We start from the raw sequence: 14,546 nt of genomic DNA, 5'->3' as shown, positions 1-14,546 counted from the left end.
GGTGCGTCACCAGGATGACGAACAGGCACCCCCGATCCGGACCGTCGGGCCATCAGATTCTCGGCGGCCGCACCGAGCAGGGCCCGTCATGGTCGTCGCGCAGGCCGCAGCGCCGGCCGCCGGGCAGCAGCGTGTCACAGAAGGCGCGGTGCCGCAGGTGCTGCGCGTCCTCGGCGGACACCGTGGTCTCGCCGGGGTCGGTCTGCGGGAGCACGCTCGCCCACCGCGCCACGACCCGAGCCAGGCGTACGGCGGAGGACAGGTCTCTGGTGACGACCGGAAGGCGCCCGGCCGATTGATCGAACCGCCGTCGGCGGACGTCGTACCGGTCGGAGCGCCCGGACCCACGGCTCGATCGGCTCCCTAGTCCCGGTCGGGGAGATGTGCGTCCGGCGGCCTGCGGGGAGACACTCGCCCGCAGGCCGGCTCGGACGTCAGGCGCGGGCGTAGTAGACGCCGGTGCAGTACTCCAGGTCTCCCTTAACCAGGCACACCTTGACGGCGACGGGCGTGTTCTCGGCGATGTCTCCGGTGACCCAGCCGGTGCAGTACGGGGAGTTGTGACCGCGGGTGGACGCGACGCGATCGGTCTGCTGGAAGCCGCTCGACGAGCCGATGTCCATCCGGATCTCGACGCCGAGCCCGTCGGCGAGGTTGTCACACGCACCGAGGGCGTCGCCGGGTGCGCCGTATGCGTCGGGGTCGGCCCGGAACTCGCCGTCGCCGACCTTCTCGTTCCAGCCGTTACGGATGGTGATCTTGATGGTGTTCGACTCGGCCGGCCCGGAGCCGTGGTACCACCTCGACACCTCGATCTTGTAGTCGGACGGCAGCGCCGCCAGGGCCGGCGACTGGCCGGCCACCAGCGTGAGGGCGGTAGCGGCCAGCGCCGCCAGCGCCATCCGGGCGGATGAGAGCAGCTTGCGATTCACGTCGTCTCCCTTACTCGGAGCCGGACACCATGTGCCCACGCCCCCCGTGCGTTCCGGTAACGGATCTTCCGACTGGCGACCGCGACGTCGACACCGCCGCCGCCATGATCGCCGATCGGATGACCATAGAGGACGGTCACCGGATGATCAAGAGCGGTCGATGGCCCACGGCAGTTGTTCACCACGAACCGTCAGCCTCCCTCGATGGCGGACGTTGCCGGCGTCGTCCTGCCTTTCGGAAGTTGCACGCTTCTCGCCGGCACCCTTGCATTCGTGATCGATGGACGCCGATACTCACGGAATCGTCGCCGGGAACACGGGATCGACGGCCCGCTGGTGCGGCTCCTGACGACACCGCAGAGGACCCCCACCCCCGGTCCTCTCACTCCTGAGGAGGAGACAGTGAGACCCACTCGCCCCCCTGTCGCCCGCCAGATCCCCCGATCCGTACGACTGCTCGCGGTGGCCGTCGGCCTGATCGCCACCGCAGCGTTCGCCCCGCCGGCCGCCGCCGCGCCCGCCCAGGGGTACAGCGCCAGCGAACTCTCCGCCGTGAGCGGCGCCGTGGATCGGTCGGGCGTCGAGGGCATCGCGTGGTACGTGGACGCCGCGTCCGGCCGCGTCGTCGTGACCGCCGACAGCACCGTCTCGGCCGCCGAGATCGCAAAGATCCGGCAGGACGCCGGCAGCAACGCCGGTGCCATCCGGATCCAACGCTCCCCCGGTGTCTTCACCCGGCTGCTCTCGGCCGGCGACGCCATCTACGGCGGCGGCTACCGTTGCTCGCTCGGCTTCAACGTCGTCAGCGGCGGCACGTACTACTTCCTGACCGCCGGACACTGTGGCGACGTGGCCAACACCTGGTACACCAACTCCAGCCAGACCACCCTCATCGGCCCGACCGTCGGCTCCAGCTTCCCGGGCAACGACTACGCGCTGGTCCGCTACGACAACGCCTCGCTCAGCCACCCGGGCGGGTACACCGTGGCGGACGCCTTCGTCGGCGAGTCGGTCAGGCGCACCGGCTCGACCACCGGCACGCACAGCGGTACGGTCACCGCGCTCAACGTCACCGTCCGCTACGTCGGCAGTGGCACCGTCAAAGGCATGATCCAGACGACCGTCTGCGCCGAGCCCGGCGACTCCGGCGGCCCGCTCTACGACGGCACCAAGGCGCTCGGCATCACCTCGGGCGGCAGCGGCAACTGCCGGACCGGTGGCACCACCTTCTACCAGCCCGTACGCGAAGCGGCTGACGCGTACAGGGTGAACCTTCTCTGATCCGTCCGGCGCGCCCGGCCGGCAGGCTCCCCCCTGCGCGGCCGGGCCGTCCCGGTTCCAGACGATGGTCCACTCCATGCCGCTGGCAACGCGGCATTACGACGTCAGTGACACCGCCATGCCGCTGACCTGGAGTGGATCATCCGGCGAGGGGACGCCGGACCCTGTTCAGGCGGTGTCCTGCAGCCAGTAGACGGAGATGGCGAGAAGCACGTCGGGTCCGTCGTTCCGGATCTGGTGCGGCACCTTAGCGGACGATCAACAGGCTCAAGAACTTCCGGGCCGTGGCCACCAGGTACGACAAGCGGACCTACGTCTTCCATGGCACCGTCACCGTCGCCGCGATCTGGCTCTGGCTTCGTCCATGATCCGCCGGACAGGACCTGGCAGTGAGGCGCTCGAAAAACCAGTGGAACAGCGCCGCTGTGCGCCATTACCGTGCTGCCGAACCAAGTCGTCTAGTCAAGGACGTGCCGTTGTACACCCTGTGAGACCTCCCAAGCGCTGATTCGTCGCGCGTCGCGCATGTGCGCCGCGCTTCTTTTTGCTGCGGACTTCTCACTGAAACCGGTGTACTTCTGTGTTCAAAAACTGGGTGGTCGTGCCCACCTGCCTGCCGCTCGTTCTCCGCCGTTGCCACGCGTGCGCGTCCGAGCGCTTCCGGGCAAGCGGTAAATTTCGCGTCAACGCAAATCACAAGCTCATCGACGCCTGGCTCCTCGCGCTCTGTACCGCTTGCGGGGAAACTGCAAAGCTCACGGTCCTGGATCGGATGACTGTGCGCTCCGTACGACCTGAGCTGCTGGACCGGCTGCATGACAACGACCCTGGCCTGACAGCTGAGCTGCTCCAGGATCCGGTCGTGCGGCGCCGTAGTCGCATCGCCCTCGACTGGGACAACGCCTGGCGCCTCGACACCGGCGGATCGGATCACCTGGACCGCGAGGTGATCGACGTCTCGGTCCGCTTTGCGGCGCGGATCCCTGTCCGGCCGGTGCGACTGATCGCTGAAGGTTGCGGTCTTTCGCGGGCCGAGGTCGAGAGACTGATCACGGAGGGGAAACTCGTTTCGGCAGTCCGGCTGAGCGGCAAGCTCTCCGGCGACTTCACCTTCACGCTCAAGCGCTGAGCCCTCATCGGAACCAGGGGCCTGTCCGGCAAGATCCGCCGGACAGGCCCCTGGTCCCCTGCATCGGCGAGGGCACAACCTTCTGAACTGCGGAAACAGGCCGGAGTCAGACGTTGAAGCGGAACTCCACGACGTCGCCGTCCTGCATCACGTACTCCTTGCCCTCGATGCGGACCTTGCCCGCCGCCTTGGCCGCCGCCATGCTGCCGGCCGCGACCAGGTCGTGGTAGGAGACCACCTCGGCCTTGATGAAGCCGCGCTGGAAGTCGGAGTGGATGACCCCGGCGGCCTCCGGCGCGGTCGCGCCGGTCGGGACGGTCCAGGCCCGCGCTTCCTTGGGGCCGGCGGTGAGGTACGTCTGGAGCCCGAGCGTGCGGAAACCGACCCGGACGAGCTGGTCCAGCCCGGGCTCGGACTGCCCGATCGACTCCAGCAGCTCGCGGGCCTCCTCCTCGGGCAGGTCCACCAGCTCGGATTCGATCTTGGCGTCCATGAAGACGGCCTCGGCCGGGGCGACCAGGGCGCGCAGCTCGTCGAGGAACTCGGCGTTGGCCAGTTCGGCCTCGTCGACGTTGAAGACGTACAGGAACGGCTTGGTGGTGAGCAGGTGCAGCTCGCGCAGGTGCTCCAGCTCGATCCCGGCGGCGGCCGCGCCCGCGTACAGGGTGGTGCCCCCGTCGAGCACGTCGATGGCGGCCTTGGCGGCGGCCAGGGCGGCGGCCCGGTCCTTGCGGAGCTTGGCCTCCTTCTCGAGCCGCGGTACGGCCTTCTCCAGCGTCTGGATGTCGGCGAGGATCAGCTCGGTGTTGATCGTCTCGATGTCGTCGGCCGGGGAGACCTTGCCGTCGACGTGCACCACGTTCGGGTCGGAGAAGGCGCGGACCACCTGGCAGATCGCGGAGGCGTCGCGGATGTTGGCGAGGAACGCGTTGCCCCGGCCCTGCCCCTTGGAGGCGCCGCGCACCAGGCCGGCGATGTCGACGAACGACACCGGCGCGGGGATCACCTTCTGCGAGGTGAAGATCTCGGCGAGCTTGTCCAGCCGCTCGTCCGGCAGGCCGACCACACCGACGTTGGGCTCGATGGTGGCGAAGGGGTAGTTCGCCGCGAGCACGTCGTTCTTGGTCAGGGCGTTGAACAGCGTGCTCTTGCCGACGTTGGGCAGGCCGACGATGCCGATGGTGAGACTCACGACGGGCCAGCTTACGCCGCTGCCCGCCGGTCACCGGCACCTGCCTCGGGTGTCGGGCGCCACCGGCGCCCGGCCGTCCCAGCGAGCGGATCACGGTCGGTGGGTGGTGGTGACCGGTTGCTACCCTTTCCGACGCCGAGAGTCCGTGGGAGGCCTTGTGGACCAGGTGACGCAGTTCGACCGGTTGTTCGAGCAGACCCGACAGGTCCTGGCGTCGATGCGGGCGCCGGGTGAGGCCGCGCCGGGCGACGGGCCGGAGGTGGAGCCGGCGCGGGGCGTCGGGTCCGCGGCGGGCGGCCAGGTCGAGGTGGTGATGATCGGGCAGCGGGTCGAGTCGGTGACGCTGGATCCCCGGGCCCTGCGGATGGGCGCGGACCTGCTCGGCGAGCAGCTCGTCCAGGCGATGAACGCGGCCCTCGACGACCTGCGGCACCAGGCGGCCACCGACGCGCAGGCCCCGGCGGTCGACCCCGAGCAGCTCGGCCGGACGCTCGACGAGTTGCAGAACGAGTCGGTCCGCAGCATGTCGGCGATGACCGAGGCGCTGGCCGACGCGGTGCGGCGCATCCAGCAGGGCGCCCGGTGATCGCGGATGTCGGACGACCTTGAGGTGCATCCGCCCTCGCTGCGGCAGGGCGGCGGTCACCTGGAGTCGGTGGCCGAGCAGCTCGCCGCGCAGTGGGAGGCGTTGCAGGCGCGCAGCGCGGCGATGGGCGACATCTTCGGCGACGACGACGTGGGTGGCCTGATCGGGCTGTCGTACCAGGTCGCCCAGGAGATCGCGGCGGAGTGCCTGGGTTCGGTGGTCGACGGGCTACGGGGGTTCGGCACCGGCCTGCAGACCATGGCGGAGCAGTACGACCTGGTCGAGCAGGACAACCGGGCCAACTTCACGAACCTGAGCTGGTAGGGGCGAGCGAATGGGCATCATGCTCCCCGGCGAACTCGCCGGCCTGCTGAACGAACTCGGCTACACCTGGCCGAAGTCGGACGAGACGAAGCTGTTCGAGCTGGGCCAGATGTGGATGGAGTTCGCCGGCTCGCTCCAGCAGGCCGCCGCCGAGGGCGCGGCCGGCGCGCAGCGGGTGCTGGACGGCAACCACGGCGACGCGATCAAGGCCTTCCGGGAACGCTGGGAGGCCGACGGGTCGGCGCTGGCGGTGCTCAGCGACGGTGCGACCGGGGCGATGATGGTGGGGGCGACGCTCTTCGTCTGCGCGCTCGTCGTCCTGGCCCTCAAGATCAATGTGATCGTCCAGTTGGTGATCCTGCTGGTGCAGATCATCCAGGCGATCGCCACCGCGGCCCCGACGTTCGGCGCCTCGCTGCTGGAGATCCCGGTCTTCAAGAAGCTCACCGACATGGTGCTCGGCCTGCTCGTCGACCAGGCCGTCAAGGCGGTGCTGGGATGACCGCCCCGCTGCCCGAGCTGTACGTCGCCGTCGACGTCGAGGCGGACGGCCCGATCCCCGGCCCGTACAGCATGATCTCGCTCGGCATGGCCGTGGTCGGCCACTCCGATCTGCGCTTCTACACCGAGCTACGGCCGATCTCCGACGAGTACGTGCCGGCGGCCCTGGCCGTGTCCGGGCTGGACCGCGAGCGCCTGCTCCGGGAGGCCCCGACCGCCGAGGAGGCCATGTCGGCCGCCGCCGCCTGGGTCAACGGGCTGCGCCGCGTCGGGCGGCCGGTGTTTCTCGCGGCGCCGGCGGTGTGGGACGGCATGTTCGTGCACTGGTACTTCGTCCGCTTCACCGGGCGCAGCCCGTTCGGGGCCACCGGTTCCGGCATCGACCTGCGCAGCTACTGGATGGGCGTCACCGCGAGCGAGTGGGTGCAGACCCGCAAGGGCAAGATCAAGCACGAGCTGGGGCTGCACGACGTGCCGCACACCCACCACGCCGGCGACGACGCCGCCGAGCTGGCACAGGTCTTCGACGCGGTGCTGCGCCACCGGCGGGAGGCGACGGCATGAACGAGCGAGTCATCCGGCCCGGCACGGGGACCGTCGACCGGTGGGAGGCGGCAGCATGAGCGGCCGGCGGGATCTCCCGGACGGGGCGACGCGGGCGGCGCGGGGCATCATCGCGCAGGCCGCCCGCAGCATGATGCGCAAGGCGGACGACGTGGCCGGTGACGCCGCCCAAACGGCCGCCACCCGCACCACCCGGCGGATCCCGCAGGGTTTCACCGAGCGGCAGTGGACGCGATTCGCCCGGGGCGCCCGGCAGACCCAGCGGCAGGCGGGGCTCCCCGACGGCGATCTCGTCGCCCACGGCAGCCGGGTCCGTGGCACCGCCCGCCCGGACTCCGACATCGACGTCGCCCTGATCGTCGACGACGACACGTTCTTCGACCTCGCCGAGCGGTCGCTCGCCCGGGCACCCGACGGCACCCGGCTGCGCAAGACGATGCTGCGCCGGATCAACGAGAACGGCCAGCTCGCGAGCTTCGACCTGGGCACCGACTTCACGCACCTGCGGCGCGAGCTGATGGACGTCCACGTCCCGCACAAGGTGCAGTTCTCGGTGCTGCGCCGGGGCGGCAAGTTCGACAACGGCCCGTTCCTCCCGCTCGATTGAGCCGGACCGCATCTGGCAAGGTGGCAGACGTGCAGACGACGTTGCAGTTCCTGATCATGGTCGACGGCCCGCTCGAGGCGGCGGAGCTGCTGGACCGGATCCGCACCCGGCTGCCCGACGCGGTGCCGTACCGGCGGGACTCGGTGGACGTCCGGGGCAACCTGCTGGAGATCAATCCCAACGAGGGGTTCGACCCGCACCTCGCCACCACCGACGAGGACGACTACCTCTACTTCCGCTGGCGGGTCGAGCTGACCCCGACCGACCGCTCGGTCGACGAGGAGCACCAGATCGCGCTGGCCCGGGAGCTGCTGCGCGCGATCGAGGGGCCCGGGGTCCGGGCGACCGTCTGCGCCGCCTTCGAGGACCGCGTCTGAGCCGGCGGCCCCGCAGACCCGAGCCCGCTCAGCCGAGCAGGCGGGGGCCGATCGGTGTCTCCCGTACGCTGCCGTCCGGGCCGCGGCTGACCTCGTACGCCGACACACCCGGACGGTCCGCGACCGCCTCGACCAGCCGCTCGCCCCGGTACAGCAGGCCGGTCCCGTCGTCCGTGCAGTGGGAGGTCGGCAGCGTGCCGTCGCCCACCAGCCGGTGCATCAGCGGCCGGCGCTGCTCCTCGCTGTCGTAGTGCACGCCGTTGCCGTACGGCAGCCAGCCCAGCCCGTCGGTGAAGCCGCGCAGCGCAAGGCCGAAGCTGTCGGTGGCGCCGCCGGCGTGCCAGCAGATGGAGCCGGCCGACACCCCGCCCAGCACGACACCGGCCTCCCAGCACTCACGCAGGATGTCGCCGAGGCCGTGCACCCGCCACACGGCCATCAGGTTCGCCACGCTGCCACCTCCCACCCAGATGACGTCCTGCGCCCGCAGGCACGCCCGGACGTCCTCCACGTTCGGCATCGGGAACAGCGCCAGGTGCGTCATCCGGAAGCGGGTGCCGGCGAACGCCTCGTACACCCGGGTGAGCGTGGTCGGCTGGTCCCCCTCGGCCTGGTTGAGGAAGCAGATCTTCGGCTCGGGCCCGGCATCGGCCAGGTCCGCGGCCAGGTCGAAGACCGGGTTGATCCGCCGGGCCCCGCCGGCGCGGCGCGGCGCGTAGATGCCCATGCTGGTGGCGAGGATCGTCGGTTCGCTGGCGGCCACGGTCGTCCTTCCGTCGGGAGCGTCGCCCATCCTGCCGCAGCCGCCGAACCCAGCCGCCGCCGGTCATGCCCCGCGCACTTTCACGGAAAGAGTGGCTATAGCCGGCTGATCAGCCACTCTTTCCGTGAATGTGCGCCTTTGGTGAACGTGCGCCGTCGCCGGGCGCGTTAAGCGGCGCGGATCAACGCTGGGCGTCGGTCGCCGCGCCGAGCAGGGTACGTAGCAGGTCGGCGAGGCGCTCCTGGTCCTCCGGCGGCAGCGCGTCGAGCAGCCGGCGCTGCACGGCGAGCCCGGCGTCCGCCGCCTCCTCGACCAGCGCGCGGCCCGCGTCCGTCAGCGTCACCTGGAGGCCCCGCCGGTCGGCCGGGTCGGGTGAGCGGCGGACCAGCCCGGCCCGTTCCAGCCGGTCGAGCCGGCCGGTCATGCCGCCGGAGGTGAGCATCAGCGACGCGGCGAGCGCCTTCGGCGCCAGGGTGTACGGAGCACCGGCGCGGCGCAGCGCGGCGAGCACGTCGAACTCCCCCCGGCTGATCGACCACCGGGCGTACGTGCGCTCCTGCTCGTCGCCGACCAGCCGCGCCAGGCGGTAGATGCGGCCGAAGACGGCCATGGGCTCGGGTCGCATGCCCGGCCGTTCCCGCTGCCACTGCTCGACGATGCCGTCGACGTCGTCCCGCTGCGCCACATCCGGATTGTGCCGCACCTCGCACCCCGCATATCGCTCGACACCAAGTAGCTTAGCACTAAGCTACTTAGCCGAGAGCATTGTGAGGAGGAGCAATGGACCACCGCCGCCTCGATCCCCTGGTCACCGCCGCCGCGCCGGTCGCCTGGGGTACGACGTACCTGGTCACCAGCGAGCTGCTGCCCCCGGACCGGCCGCTCTGGTCCGGCGCGCTCCGGGCCCTGCCCGCCGGTCTGCTGCTGCTCGCCGTCACCCGACACCGACCGCACGGCTCCTGGTGGTGGCGGAGCGCAGTGCTCGGCGCGCTGAACATCGGGGCCTTCTTCCCGCTGCTGTTCCTGGCCGCGTACCGACTGCCCGGCGGGACGGCTGCCGTCCTCGGCGCCACCCAGCCCCTGCTGGTCGCCGGTTTGACCGTGCTGGTGCTGAGCGAGCGCCCCCGCCCACGGGCGCTCGCCGCGGCGGTCGCGGCACTGGTCGGCGTCACCCTGGTCGTGCTCCGCCCGGATGCCGGCCTGGACGCCCTCGGCGTGGCGGCGGGGCTGACCGCCACCGCGGCGATGGGGACCGGGCTGGTGCTGACCCGGCGCTGGGGCCGCCCACCGGGGGTGGGCACGCTCACCGCCACCGGGTGGCAGCTCACCGCCGGCGGGTTGCTGGTGGTGCCCGCCGCGCTGCTGGTCGAGGGGGTCCCACCCGCCCTCGACCTGCCCGCGCTGGCCGGGTACGCCTGGCTGACGCTGGTCGGCACGGCGCTGGCGTACGCTCTCTGGTTCCGCGGCGCCGCCCGGCTGCCGGTCACCCAGGTCTCCCTGCTCGGCGCACTGAGCCCGCTGACCGCCGCCGTGCTCGGCTGGGCGGTGCTCGGCCAGGCGATGACCGGGGGGCAGCTCGCCGGCTTCGCGCTGGCGGTCGGCGCCACCGTGGCCGGCCAGCTCCCCCCGCGCCGGCCGGCCGCCGAGCGTCAGTCGCGGGGACCCGGCTGGCGCGGCACGACGGGCTCGATCCGCAGCGCGCCGGGGGCCAGCTCGGCGGCGGCGGCGAGCGGCAGGGTGAAGCGGGCCTCGGCGGCCGGGCCGGTGGCGTACGACTCGCGGAGCATCCAGCGGACCTCGTCGGCCGTCCACCCCAGCCCCGGCCGGGCGGCGATCTCCCGCAGCAGGCGCAGCGCTGCCCGCGTGTCGTCGTCGTAGAAGCGCATGCACCAGTGGTGCACCCACATGCCGAGGGCGCGGAGCCCGTCGTCGTCCAGGGAACGGACGAGCCGGCCGCAGGCGGTGTCGCCGAAGGCCCGCCCCGGGTCGCCGGCGCGGTCGCGGTCGAGTGCGCCGACCGCCGCGGGGGCGACGGCGCGCATGCGGACGTAGAAGCCCTGCACCACCGCCCGGTCCGGTGGAGGATGCCCCTCCCGCGTCGACGCCGCCTGCCGACCCGCCCCGCTCGCCATCGCCGCACCCCTTCTTGAGTTGGTGGCGGGACGGTACCGACCACAACCGACAGTTTCGGCGGCCGGTTGGCGGCTCCGGCGACGGGATCCTGCGCGCCCCGGTCCGCGGGCAGGACCGTGGGTGTTAACCAGGGGCCCTTCTTCTACCGGAGGCGTTAACCAGGGGCCCTTCCTTACACCCACGTCCGAATCCCGCCAGCCAGTGTCTCCGGGCTGGGGGCATCATCGGTGCGTGGACCTGGACTTCGAACGGTGTTACCGGGCCGTCGACAGCCGCGACCAGCGGTTCGACGGCTGGTTCTACACCGGCGTGACCTCGACCGGCATCTACTGCCGCCCGTCCTGCCCGGCGATCACCCCGAAGCGGCAGAACGTCCGGTTCTTCCCGTCGGCCGCCGCTGCGCAGGGCGCGGGCCTGCGCGCCTGCCGCCGGTGCCGGCCGGACGCCGCACCCGGCTCGCCGCAGTGGGACGTGCGGGCGGACGTCGTCGGGCGCGCCATGAGGCTGATCGCCGACGGTGTCGTCGACCGGGACGGGGTGCCCGGCCTGGCGGCGCGCCTCGGCTACACCGAGCGGCACCTGCACCGGATGCTCCGCGCCGAACTCGGGGCCGGGCCGCTCGCCCTGGCCCGGGCGCAACGCGCGCAGACCGCGCGCACGCTGATCGAGACCACCGGGCTCGGGATGGCGGACGTCGCGTTCGCGGCCGGGTTCGGCAGTGTCCGGCAGTTCAACGACACCGTCCGCGAGGTGTACGGGGTCGCGCCGACCGAGCTGCGGACCGCCCGGGGGCAGCGCCCGGCGCCGGGAGGGGCGGGCACGATCACGGTACGGCTCGCGTACCGGCCGCCGTTGCACGCCCGGGCGCTGCTGGACTTCCTCGCCCTGCGCGCGTTGCCGGGCGTCGACGAGGTGCGCGACGGGACGTACCGCCGGGGGCTGCGGCTGCCGCACGGCACCGGCGAGGCCGCCCTGACCCCCGCGGACGGGCACGTGGTCGCGACGCTGCGGCTGACCGACATGCGCGATCTGGCGCCGGCGGTGGCCCGCTGCCGCCGTCTGCTCGACCTCGACGCCGACCCGGTGGCGGTGGACCAGACGCTCGCCGCCGACCCCGCCCTCGCCCCGGCGGTGACCGCCGAACCGGGTGTCCGCGTCCCGAGAGCGGCCGACGGCTTCGAGACGGCCGTCCGCGCGATCATCGGCCAGCAGGTCTCGGTCACCTCCGCCCGCACCACCCTGACCCGCCTCCTAACCCACCTCCCACCCCTCACCCACCCCCACCCCGTTGATCATGAGGTTGGCGGCAGTCAGGGAGATCCACATCGCCGCCAACCTCATGATCAACAGGGAGAGTGGCGGGGGGTGCGGGGGTTTGCGTCGGCTGAGGAGGTGCTTGGCATTCCGGATCACGGGTTTGGGATGCCGGTGGCGCGGCGGGAGACCATTCGGGGGCTTGCTCGGGCGGTCGCCGACGGGTCGCTGGATCTGGAGCCGGGTGGGGATCGGGAGGAGACCCGCCGGCGGCTGCTGGCGCTGCCCGGTATCGGGGCGTGGACGGCGGACTACGTCGCGCTGCGCGCGCTCGGCGACCCGGACGCGTTCCTCCCCACCGACCTCGCCGTACGCCGCGGGGCCGCCGCCCTCGGCCTGCCCGACGACCCGAAGACCCTCGACACGTACGCCGACCGCTGGCGCCCCTGGCGCTCGTACGCGGTCATCCGACTCTGGAGAGCAGCATGAGCACGATCGACAGCACCCTCATCGCCACCCCGGCCGGCCCCCTCAGCATCGTCGCCGGGCCCGACGGGGCGGTCCGGGCCGCCGGCTTCACCGCCGATCCGCAGACCCTGGTCCCCCTCATCCACCCGAGCCTGCGGGCGCCGCTGCGGCCCCGGCCGGACCTCGGCTCGGTCAGCGCCGCCGTGGCGTCCTACCTGGACGGCGACCTGACCGCGATCGACACGGTGCCGGTCGAGCAGCACACCGGAGGGGCGTTCATGGCGTACGCCTGGACGGTGCTGCGCGACGTGAAGCCGGGCGAGCCCGTCACGTACACCGGCTTCGCCGGGCTGGCCGGACGCCCGGCGGCGGTCCGCGCCGCCGCGGCGGCCTGCGCCCGCAACGCCGCCGCGCTCTTCGTCCCCTGCCACCGGGTGCTGCGCACCGACGGGACGCTCGGTGGCTACCGATGGGGGCTGGACGTGAAGAAGTGGCTTCTCGGTCATGAGCGGCGGTTGACAACAAGCTGACACCGGCACCGCTCCCAATCCCGCTACCGTCGGGTAGTGCCTGCGGACAGTGAAGGAGACTCGGTCCCCGCCACGGGCCGACATCCGCTGCACAACCTCTGGCGCCTCCGGCACTACCTGCGCCCGTACGCGGTGCAGTTCGCCTGGCTGCTCGTCGCCGGGCTGGCCGCCACCGCGGCGGGGATCGCGGTGCCGCTGGTGGCCCAGCGGGTGGTGGACGGCCCGGTCGCCCGGCAGGATCCGGGCGGGCTGGTCCGCCTCGCCGGCCTGGCGCTGCTGCTGGGCCTCGCCGAGGCACTGCTGATCTTCGTCCGGCGCTGGGTGCAGTCGTCCTCCTCGGTGGGGATGGAGGCGGCCATCCGCGCCGACGTCTACGCCCACCTGCAACGGCTGCCGCCCAGCTTCCACGACCGGTGGCAGTCCGGCCAGTTGCTGTCCCGGATCACCACCGACCTGTCGGTGATCCGCCGGTTCCTCTCCTTCGGCCTGTTCTTCCTGATCCTCAACCTGGTCACGTACGTGGTCGTGGTGGTGCTGCTGATCCGGCTGCACCCCGTGCTGGGCCTGCTGGTGGCGGCGAGCGCGGTGCCGCTGTTCCGCATCGCCCGGCGCTTCGCGCAGGCCTACCACACCGCCTCCCGGCGCATGCAGGACCAGCAGGGCGACGTGGCGACCCTGGTCGAGGAGACGGCGCAGGGGCTGCGCACGATGAAGGCGTACGGGCGGGGGCCGGAACTCGCCGCACGGTTCGCCGAGGGAGCCCGGGCCCTGCACGACACCGGGGTCGGCAAGGGGCGGCTGCTCGCCGCGACGTCGGCCCGCCTCGACCTGGTGCCGAACCTGACCCTGGCCGTCGTGCTGGTCGCCGGCGCGGCCGCCGCCGCGAACGGCGTCCTCACCATCGGGGAGCTGGTGGCGTTCGTCAGCCTCCAGCTCATGCTGGTCTGGCCGGTGCAGGGCCTCGGCTGGATCATCGCCGGCGGGCAGGAGGCGGCGACCGCGGCCGACCGGGTCCGGGAGGTGCTGGACACCCCGCCCGCCATCGTGGACCGTCCGCACGCGGTCGCGCTGCCCCGGGCCGACGTGCGCGGCCGGCTGGTGTTCGAGGGGGTCTCGTTCCGCTACCCGGGAGCCACGGCACCCGTCCTGCAGGCCCTCGACCTGACCGTCGAGCCGGGAGAGACGGTGGCGCTGGCGGGTGCGACCGGCTCGGGCAAGAGCACCCTGCTGTCGCTGGTGCCCCGGCTGCACGAGGTGAGCGGCGGGCGGATCACGCTGGACGGGCACGACCTGCGGGACCTGCGTCTCGCCTCGCTGCGCCGGCTGGTCGGGGTGGCCTTCGAGGAGCCGACGCTGTTCTCCATGTCGGTATGGGAGAACCTCACGCTGGGCCGGCCGGACGCCGGCGAGGAGGAGGTCCGCGCGGCGCTCGCGTTGGCGCAGGCCGACTTCGCGTACGACCTGCCGTGGGGGCTCGCCACCCGCGTCGGCGAGCAGGGTCTGTCGCTCTCCGGCGGGCAGCGGCAGCGGCTGGCGTTGGCCCGGGCCGTACTCGGCCGGCCGGCGGTGCTCGTGCTCGACGACCCGCTGTCCGCCCTCGACGTGCACACCGAGGCGATGGTGGAGGCGGCGCTGCGCCGGGTGCTGCGCAACACCACGGCGCTGGTGGTGGCGCACCGGCCGTCCACCATCGCGCTCGCCGACCGGGTCGCCCTGCTGGAGGAGGGGCGGATCACGGCGGTGGGTCGGCACTCACAGCTGCTCGCCGCCGTGCCCGCGTACCGTGCGCTGCTCTCGGCGGAACCGCCGGCGCGCGCGCCCGGCCCGCCGTCGGGCGCGCCCGACCCGGCGGCGGGTGACCCCGCACCCGGCGGGCGGGGCCTGGTGCGGTCGTGACGGGGGCCG

General features: G+C 72.5%; 16 protein-coding genes and 4 pseudogenes. 14 read left to right on the top strand and 6 right to left on the bottom strand.

Annotated elements, in window-relative coordinates:
* Positions 1-52: 52 nt before the first annotated feature.
* Both ACTMS0_RS11635 and ACTMS0_RS11630 read right to left on the bottom strand, forming a co-directional pair.
* A complete protein-coding gene (locus ACTMS0_RS11635) occupies positions 53-262 on the bottom strand; it encodes a hypothetical protein (protein ID WP_441155174.1) in 210 nt (69 codons plus the stop codon).
* Positions 263-434: 172 nt separating this feature from the next.
* On the bottom strand, positions 435-932 hold the full coding sequence (locus ACTMS0_RS11630) for a hypothetical protein (protein ID WP_441155138.1): 498 nt from the start codon (positions 930-932) through the stop codon (positions 435-437).
* A 402-nt stretch (positions 933-1,334) separates the two neighbouring features.
* Here ACTMS0_RS11630 and ACTMS0_RS11625 point away from each other — a divergent pair, with 402 nt between their 5' ends.
* From ACTMS0_RS11625 to ACTMS0_RS11615, 3 genes and pseudogenes are all read left to right on the top strand, one after another.
* Positions 1,335-2,213, top strand: coding sequence for a S1 family peptidase (locus tag ACTMS0_RS11625; protein ID WP_441155137.1), 879 nt, complete (start codon positions 1,335-1,337; stop codon positions 2,211-2,213).
* Between the two features lie 257 nt (positions 2,214-2,470).
* Positions 2,471-2,581: pseudogene (locus ACTMS0_RS11620) on the top strand (IS5/IS1182 family transposase); the annotation flags it as partial.
* Positions 2,582-2,793: 212 nt separating this feature from the next.
* Positions 2,794-3,342, top strand: a complete 549-nt coding sequence (locus ACTMS0_RS11615) for a DUF1062 domain-containing protein (RefSeq protein WP_441155136.1) — start codon at positions 2,794-2,796, stop codon at positions 3,340-3,342.
* A 106-nt stretch (positions 3,343-3,448) separates the two neighbouring features.
* On the opposite strand, the gene ychF is transcribed toward ACTMS0_RS11615, so the two are convergent.
* Complete coding sequence (ychF, locus tag ACTMS0_RS11610; protein ID WP_441155135.1) at positions 3,449-4,534, bottom strand: redox-regulated ATPase YchF; 1,086 nt, start codon at positions 4,532-4,534, stop codon at positions 3,449-3,451.
* 157 nt (positions 4,535-4,691) lie between these two features.
* Here ychF and ACTMS0_RS11605 point away from each other — a divergent pair, with 157 nt between their 5' ends.
* Genes ACTMS0_RS11605 through ACTMS0_RS11580 form a run of 6 tightly spaced genes read left to right on the top strand, consistent with a single transcriptional unit; the run spans position 4,692 to position 7,493 of the window.
* Entirely contained in the window at positions 4,692-5,120 is a 429-nt protein-coding gene (locus tag ACTMS0_RS11605) for a YbaB/EbfC family nucleoid-associated protein (RefSeq protein ID WP_441155134.1), read from the top strand.
* Positions 5,121-5,126: 6 nt separating this feature from the next.
* Positions 5,127-5,444 carry a type VII secretion target gene (locus tag ACTMS0_RS11600; protein WP_441155133.1) on the top strand — a complete coding sequence of 106 codons (318 nt, stop codon included), beginning with the start codon at positions 5,127-5,129 and terminating at the stop codon, positions 5,442-5,444.
* A gap of 10 nt (positions 5,445-5,454) precedes the next feature.
* Positions 5,455-5,946, top strand: coding sequence for a hypothetical protein (locus ACTMS0_RS11595; protein WP_441155132.1), 492 nt, complete (start codon positions 5,455-5,457; stop codon positions 5,944-5,946).
* The gene (locus ACTMS0_RS11590) at positions 5,943-6,509 is read left to right on the top strand and encodes an exonuclease (RefSeq protein WP_441155131.1); all 567 of its coding nucleotides are present in this window, start codon (positions 5,943-5,945) and stop codon (positions 6,507-6,509) included. Before ACTMS0_RS11595 ends, ACTMS0_RS11590 begins: the two co-directional genes overlap by 4 nt.
* 55 nt (positions 6,510-6,564) lie before the next feature.
* Positions 6,565-7,116: a nucleotidyltransferase domain-containing protein gene (locus ACTMS0_RS11585; protein ID WP_441155130.1), complete on the top strand. Its 552-nt coding sequence runs from the start codon at positions 6,565-6,567 to the stop codon at positions 7,114-7,116.
* A 29-nt stretch (positions 7,117-7,145) separates the two neighbouring features.
* On the top strand, positions 7,146-7,493 hold the full coding sequence (locus ACTMS0_RS11580; RefSeq protein ID WP_441155129.1) for a hypothetical protein: 348 nt from the start codon (positions 7,146-7,148) through the stop codon (positions 7,491-7,493).
* Positions 7,494-7,521: 28 nt separating this feature from the next.
* On the opposite strand, the gene ACTMS0_RS11575 is transcribed toward ACTMS0_RS11580, so the two are convergent.
* Together ACTMS0_RS11575 and ACTMS0_RS11570 are read right to left on the bottom strand one after the other, a co-directional pair.
* Positions 7,522-8,286 carry a Type 1 glutamine amidotransferase-like domain-containing protein gene (locus ACTMS0_RS11575; protein WP_441155128.1) on the bottom strand — a complete coding sequence of 255 codons (765 nt, stop codon included), beginning with the start codon at positions 8,284-8,286 and terminating at the stop codon, positions 7,522-7,524.
* Positions 8,287-8,437: 151 nt separating this feature from the next.
* Positions 8,438-8,941: a MarR family winged helix-turn-helix transcriptional regulator gene (locus tag ACTMS0_RS11570; RefSeq protein WP_441155127.1), complete on the bottom strand. Its 504-nt coding sequence runs from the start codon at positions 8,939-8,941 to the stop codon at positions 8,438-8,440.
* 95 nt (positions 8,942-9,036) lie between these two features.
* On the opposite strand from ACTMS0_RS11570, the pseudogene ACTMS0_RS11565 reads away from it, so the two are divergent.
* Positions 9,037-9,804 (top strand): annotated as a pseudogene (locus ACTMS0_RS11565) (EamA family transporter); the annotation flags it as partial.
* A 101-nt stretch (positions 9,805-9,905) separates the two neighbouring features.
* Here the strand turns inward: ACTMS0_RS11565 and ACTMS0_RS11560 are convergent.
* On the bottom strand, positions 9,906-10,388 hold the full coding sequence (locus ACTMS0_RS11560; protein WP_441155126.1) for a hypothetical protein: 483 nt from the start codon (positions 10,386-10,388) through the stop codon (positions 9,906-9,908).
* 232 nt (positions 10,389-10,620) lie between these two features.
* Here ACTMS0_RS11560 and ACTMS0_RS11555 point away from each other — a divergent pair.
* From ACTMS0_RS11555 to ACTMS0_RS11540, 4 genes and pseudogenes are all read left to right on the top strand, one after another.
* Positions 10,621-11,662, top strand: a pseudogene (locus ACTMS0_RS11555) (bifunctional transcriptional activator/DNA repair enzyme AdaA); the annotation flags it as partial.
* A gap of 98 nt (positions 11,663-11,760) precedes the next feature.
* A pseudogene (locus tag ACTMS0_RS11550) lies at positions 11,761-12,132 on the top strand (DNA-3-methyladenine glycosylase family protein); the annotation flags it as partial.
* On the top strand, positions 12,129-12,641 hold the full coding sequence (locus ACTMS0_RS11545) for a methylated-DNA--[protein]-cysteine S-methyltransferase (RefSeq protein WP_441155125.1): 513 nt from the start codon (positions 12,129-12,131) through the stop codon (positions 12,639-12,641). The pseudogene ACTMS0_RS11550 and the gene ACTMS0_RS11545, both read left to right, overlap by 4 nt.
* Positions 12,642-12,677: 36 nt before the next feature.
* Positions 12,678-14,537, top strand: a complete 1,860-nt coding sequence (locus ACTMS0_RS11540) for an ABC transporter ATP-binding protein (RefSeq protein ID WP_441155124.1) — start codon at positions 12,678-12,680, stop codon at positions 14,535-14,537.
* Positions 14,538-14,546: the final 9 nt, after the last annotated feature.

The organism is Micromonospora sp. H33 (assembly GCF_052068455.1).
In the GTDB taxonomy this organism is placed as follows: Bacteria; Actinomycetota; Actinomycetes; order Mycobacteriales; family Micromonosporaceae; genus Micromonospora.
This window is presented reverse-complemented; position numbering and strand designations above follow the sequence as displayed.

Coding starts and splice junctions, on each gene's coding strand:
- ACTMS0_RS11600 (WP_441155133.1), top strand. CDS start 5,127: ATGTCGGACGACCTTGAGGTGCATCCGCCCTCGCTGCGGCAGGGCGGC.
- ACTMS0_RS11595 (WP_441155132.1), top strand. CDS start 5,455: ATGGGCATCATGCTCCCCGGCGAACTCGCCGGCCTGCTGAACGAACTC.
- ACTMS0_RS11590 (WP_441155131.1), top strand. CDS start 5,943: ATGACCGCCCCGCTGCCCGAGCTGTACGTCGCCGTCGACGTCGAGGCG.
- ACTMS0_RS11585 (WP_441155130.1), top strand. CDS start 6,565: ATGAGCGGCCGGCGGGATCTCCCGGACGGGGCGACGCGGGCGGCGCGG.
- ACTMS0_RS11575 (WP_441155128.1), bottom strand. CDS start 8,286: ATGGGCGACGCTCCCGACGGAAGGACGACCGTGGCCGCCAGCGAACCG.
- ACTMS0_RS11560 (WP_441155126.1), bottom strand. CDS start 10,388: ATGGCGAGCGGGGCGGGTCGGCAGGCGGCGTCGACGCGGGAGGGGCAT.
- ACTMS0_RS11545 (WP_441155125.1), top strand. CDS start 12,129: ATGAGCACGATCGACAGCACCCTCATCGCCACCCCGGCCGGCCCCCTC.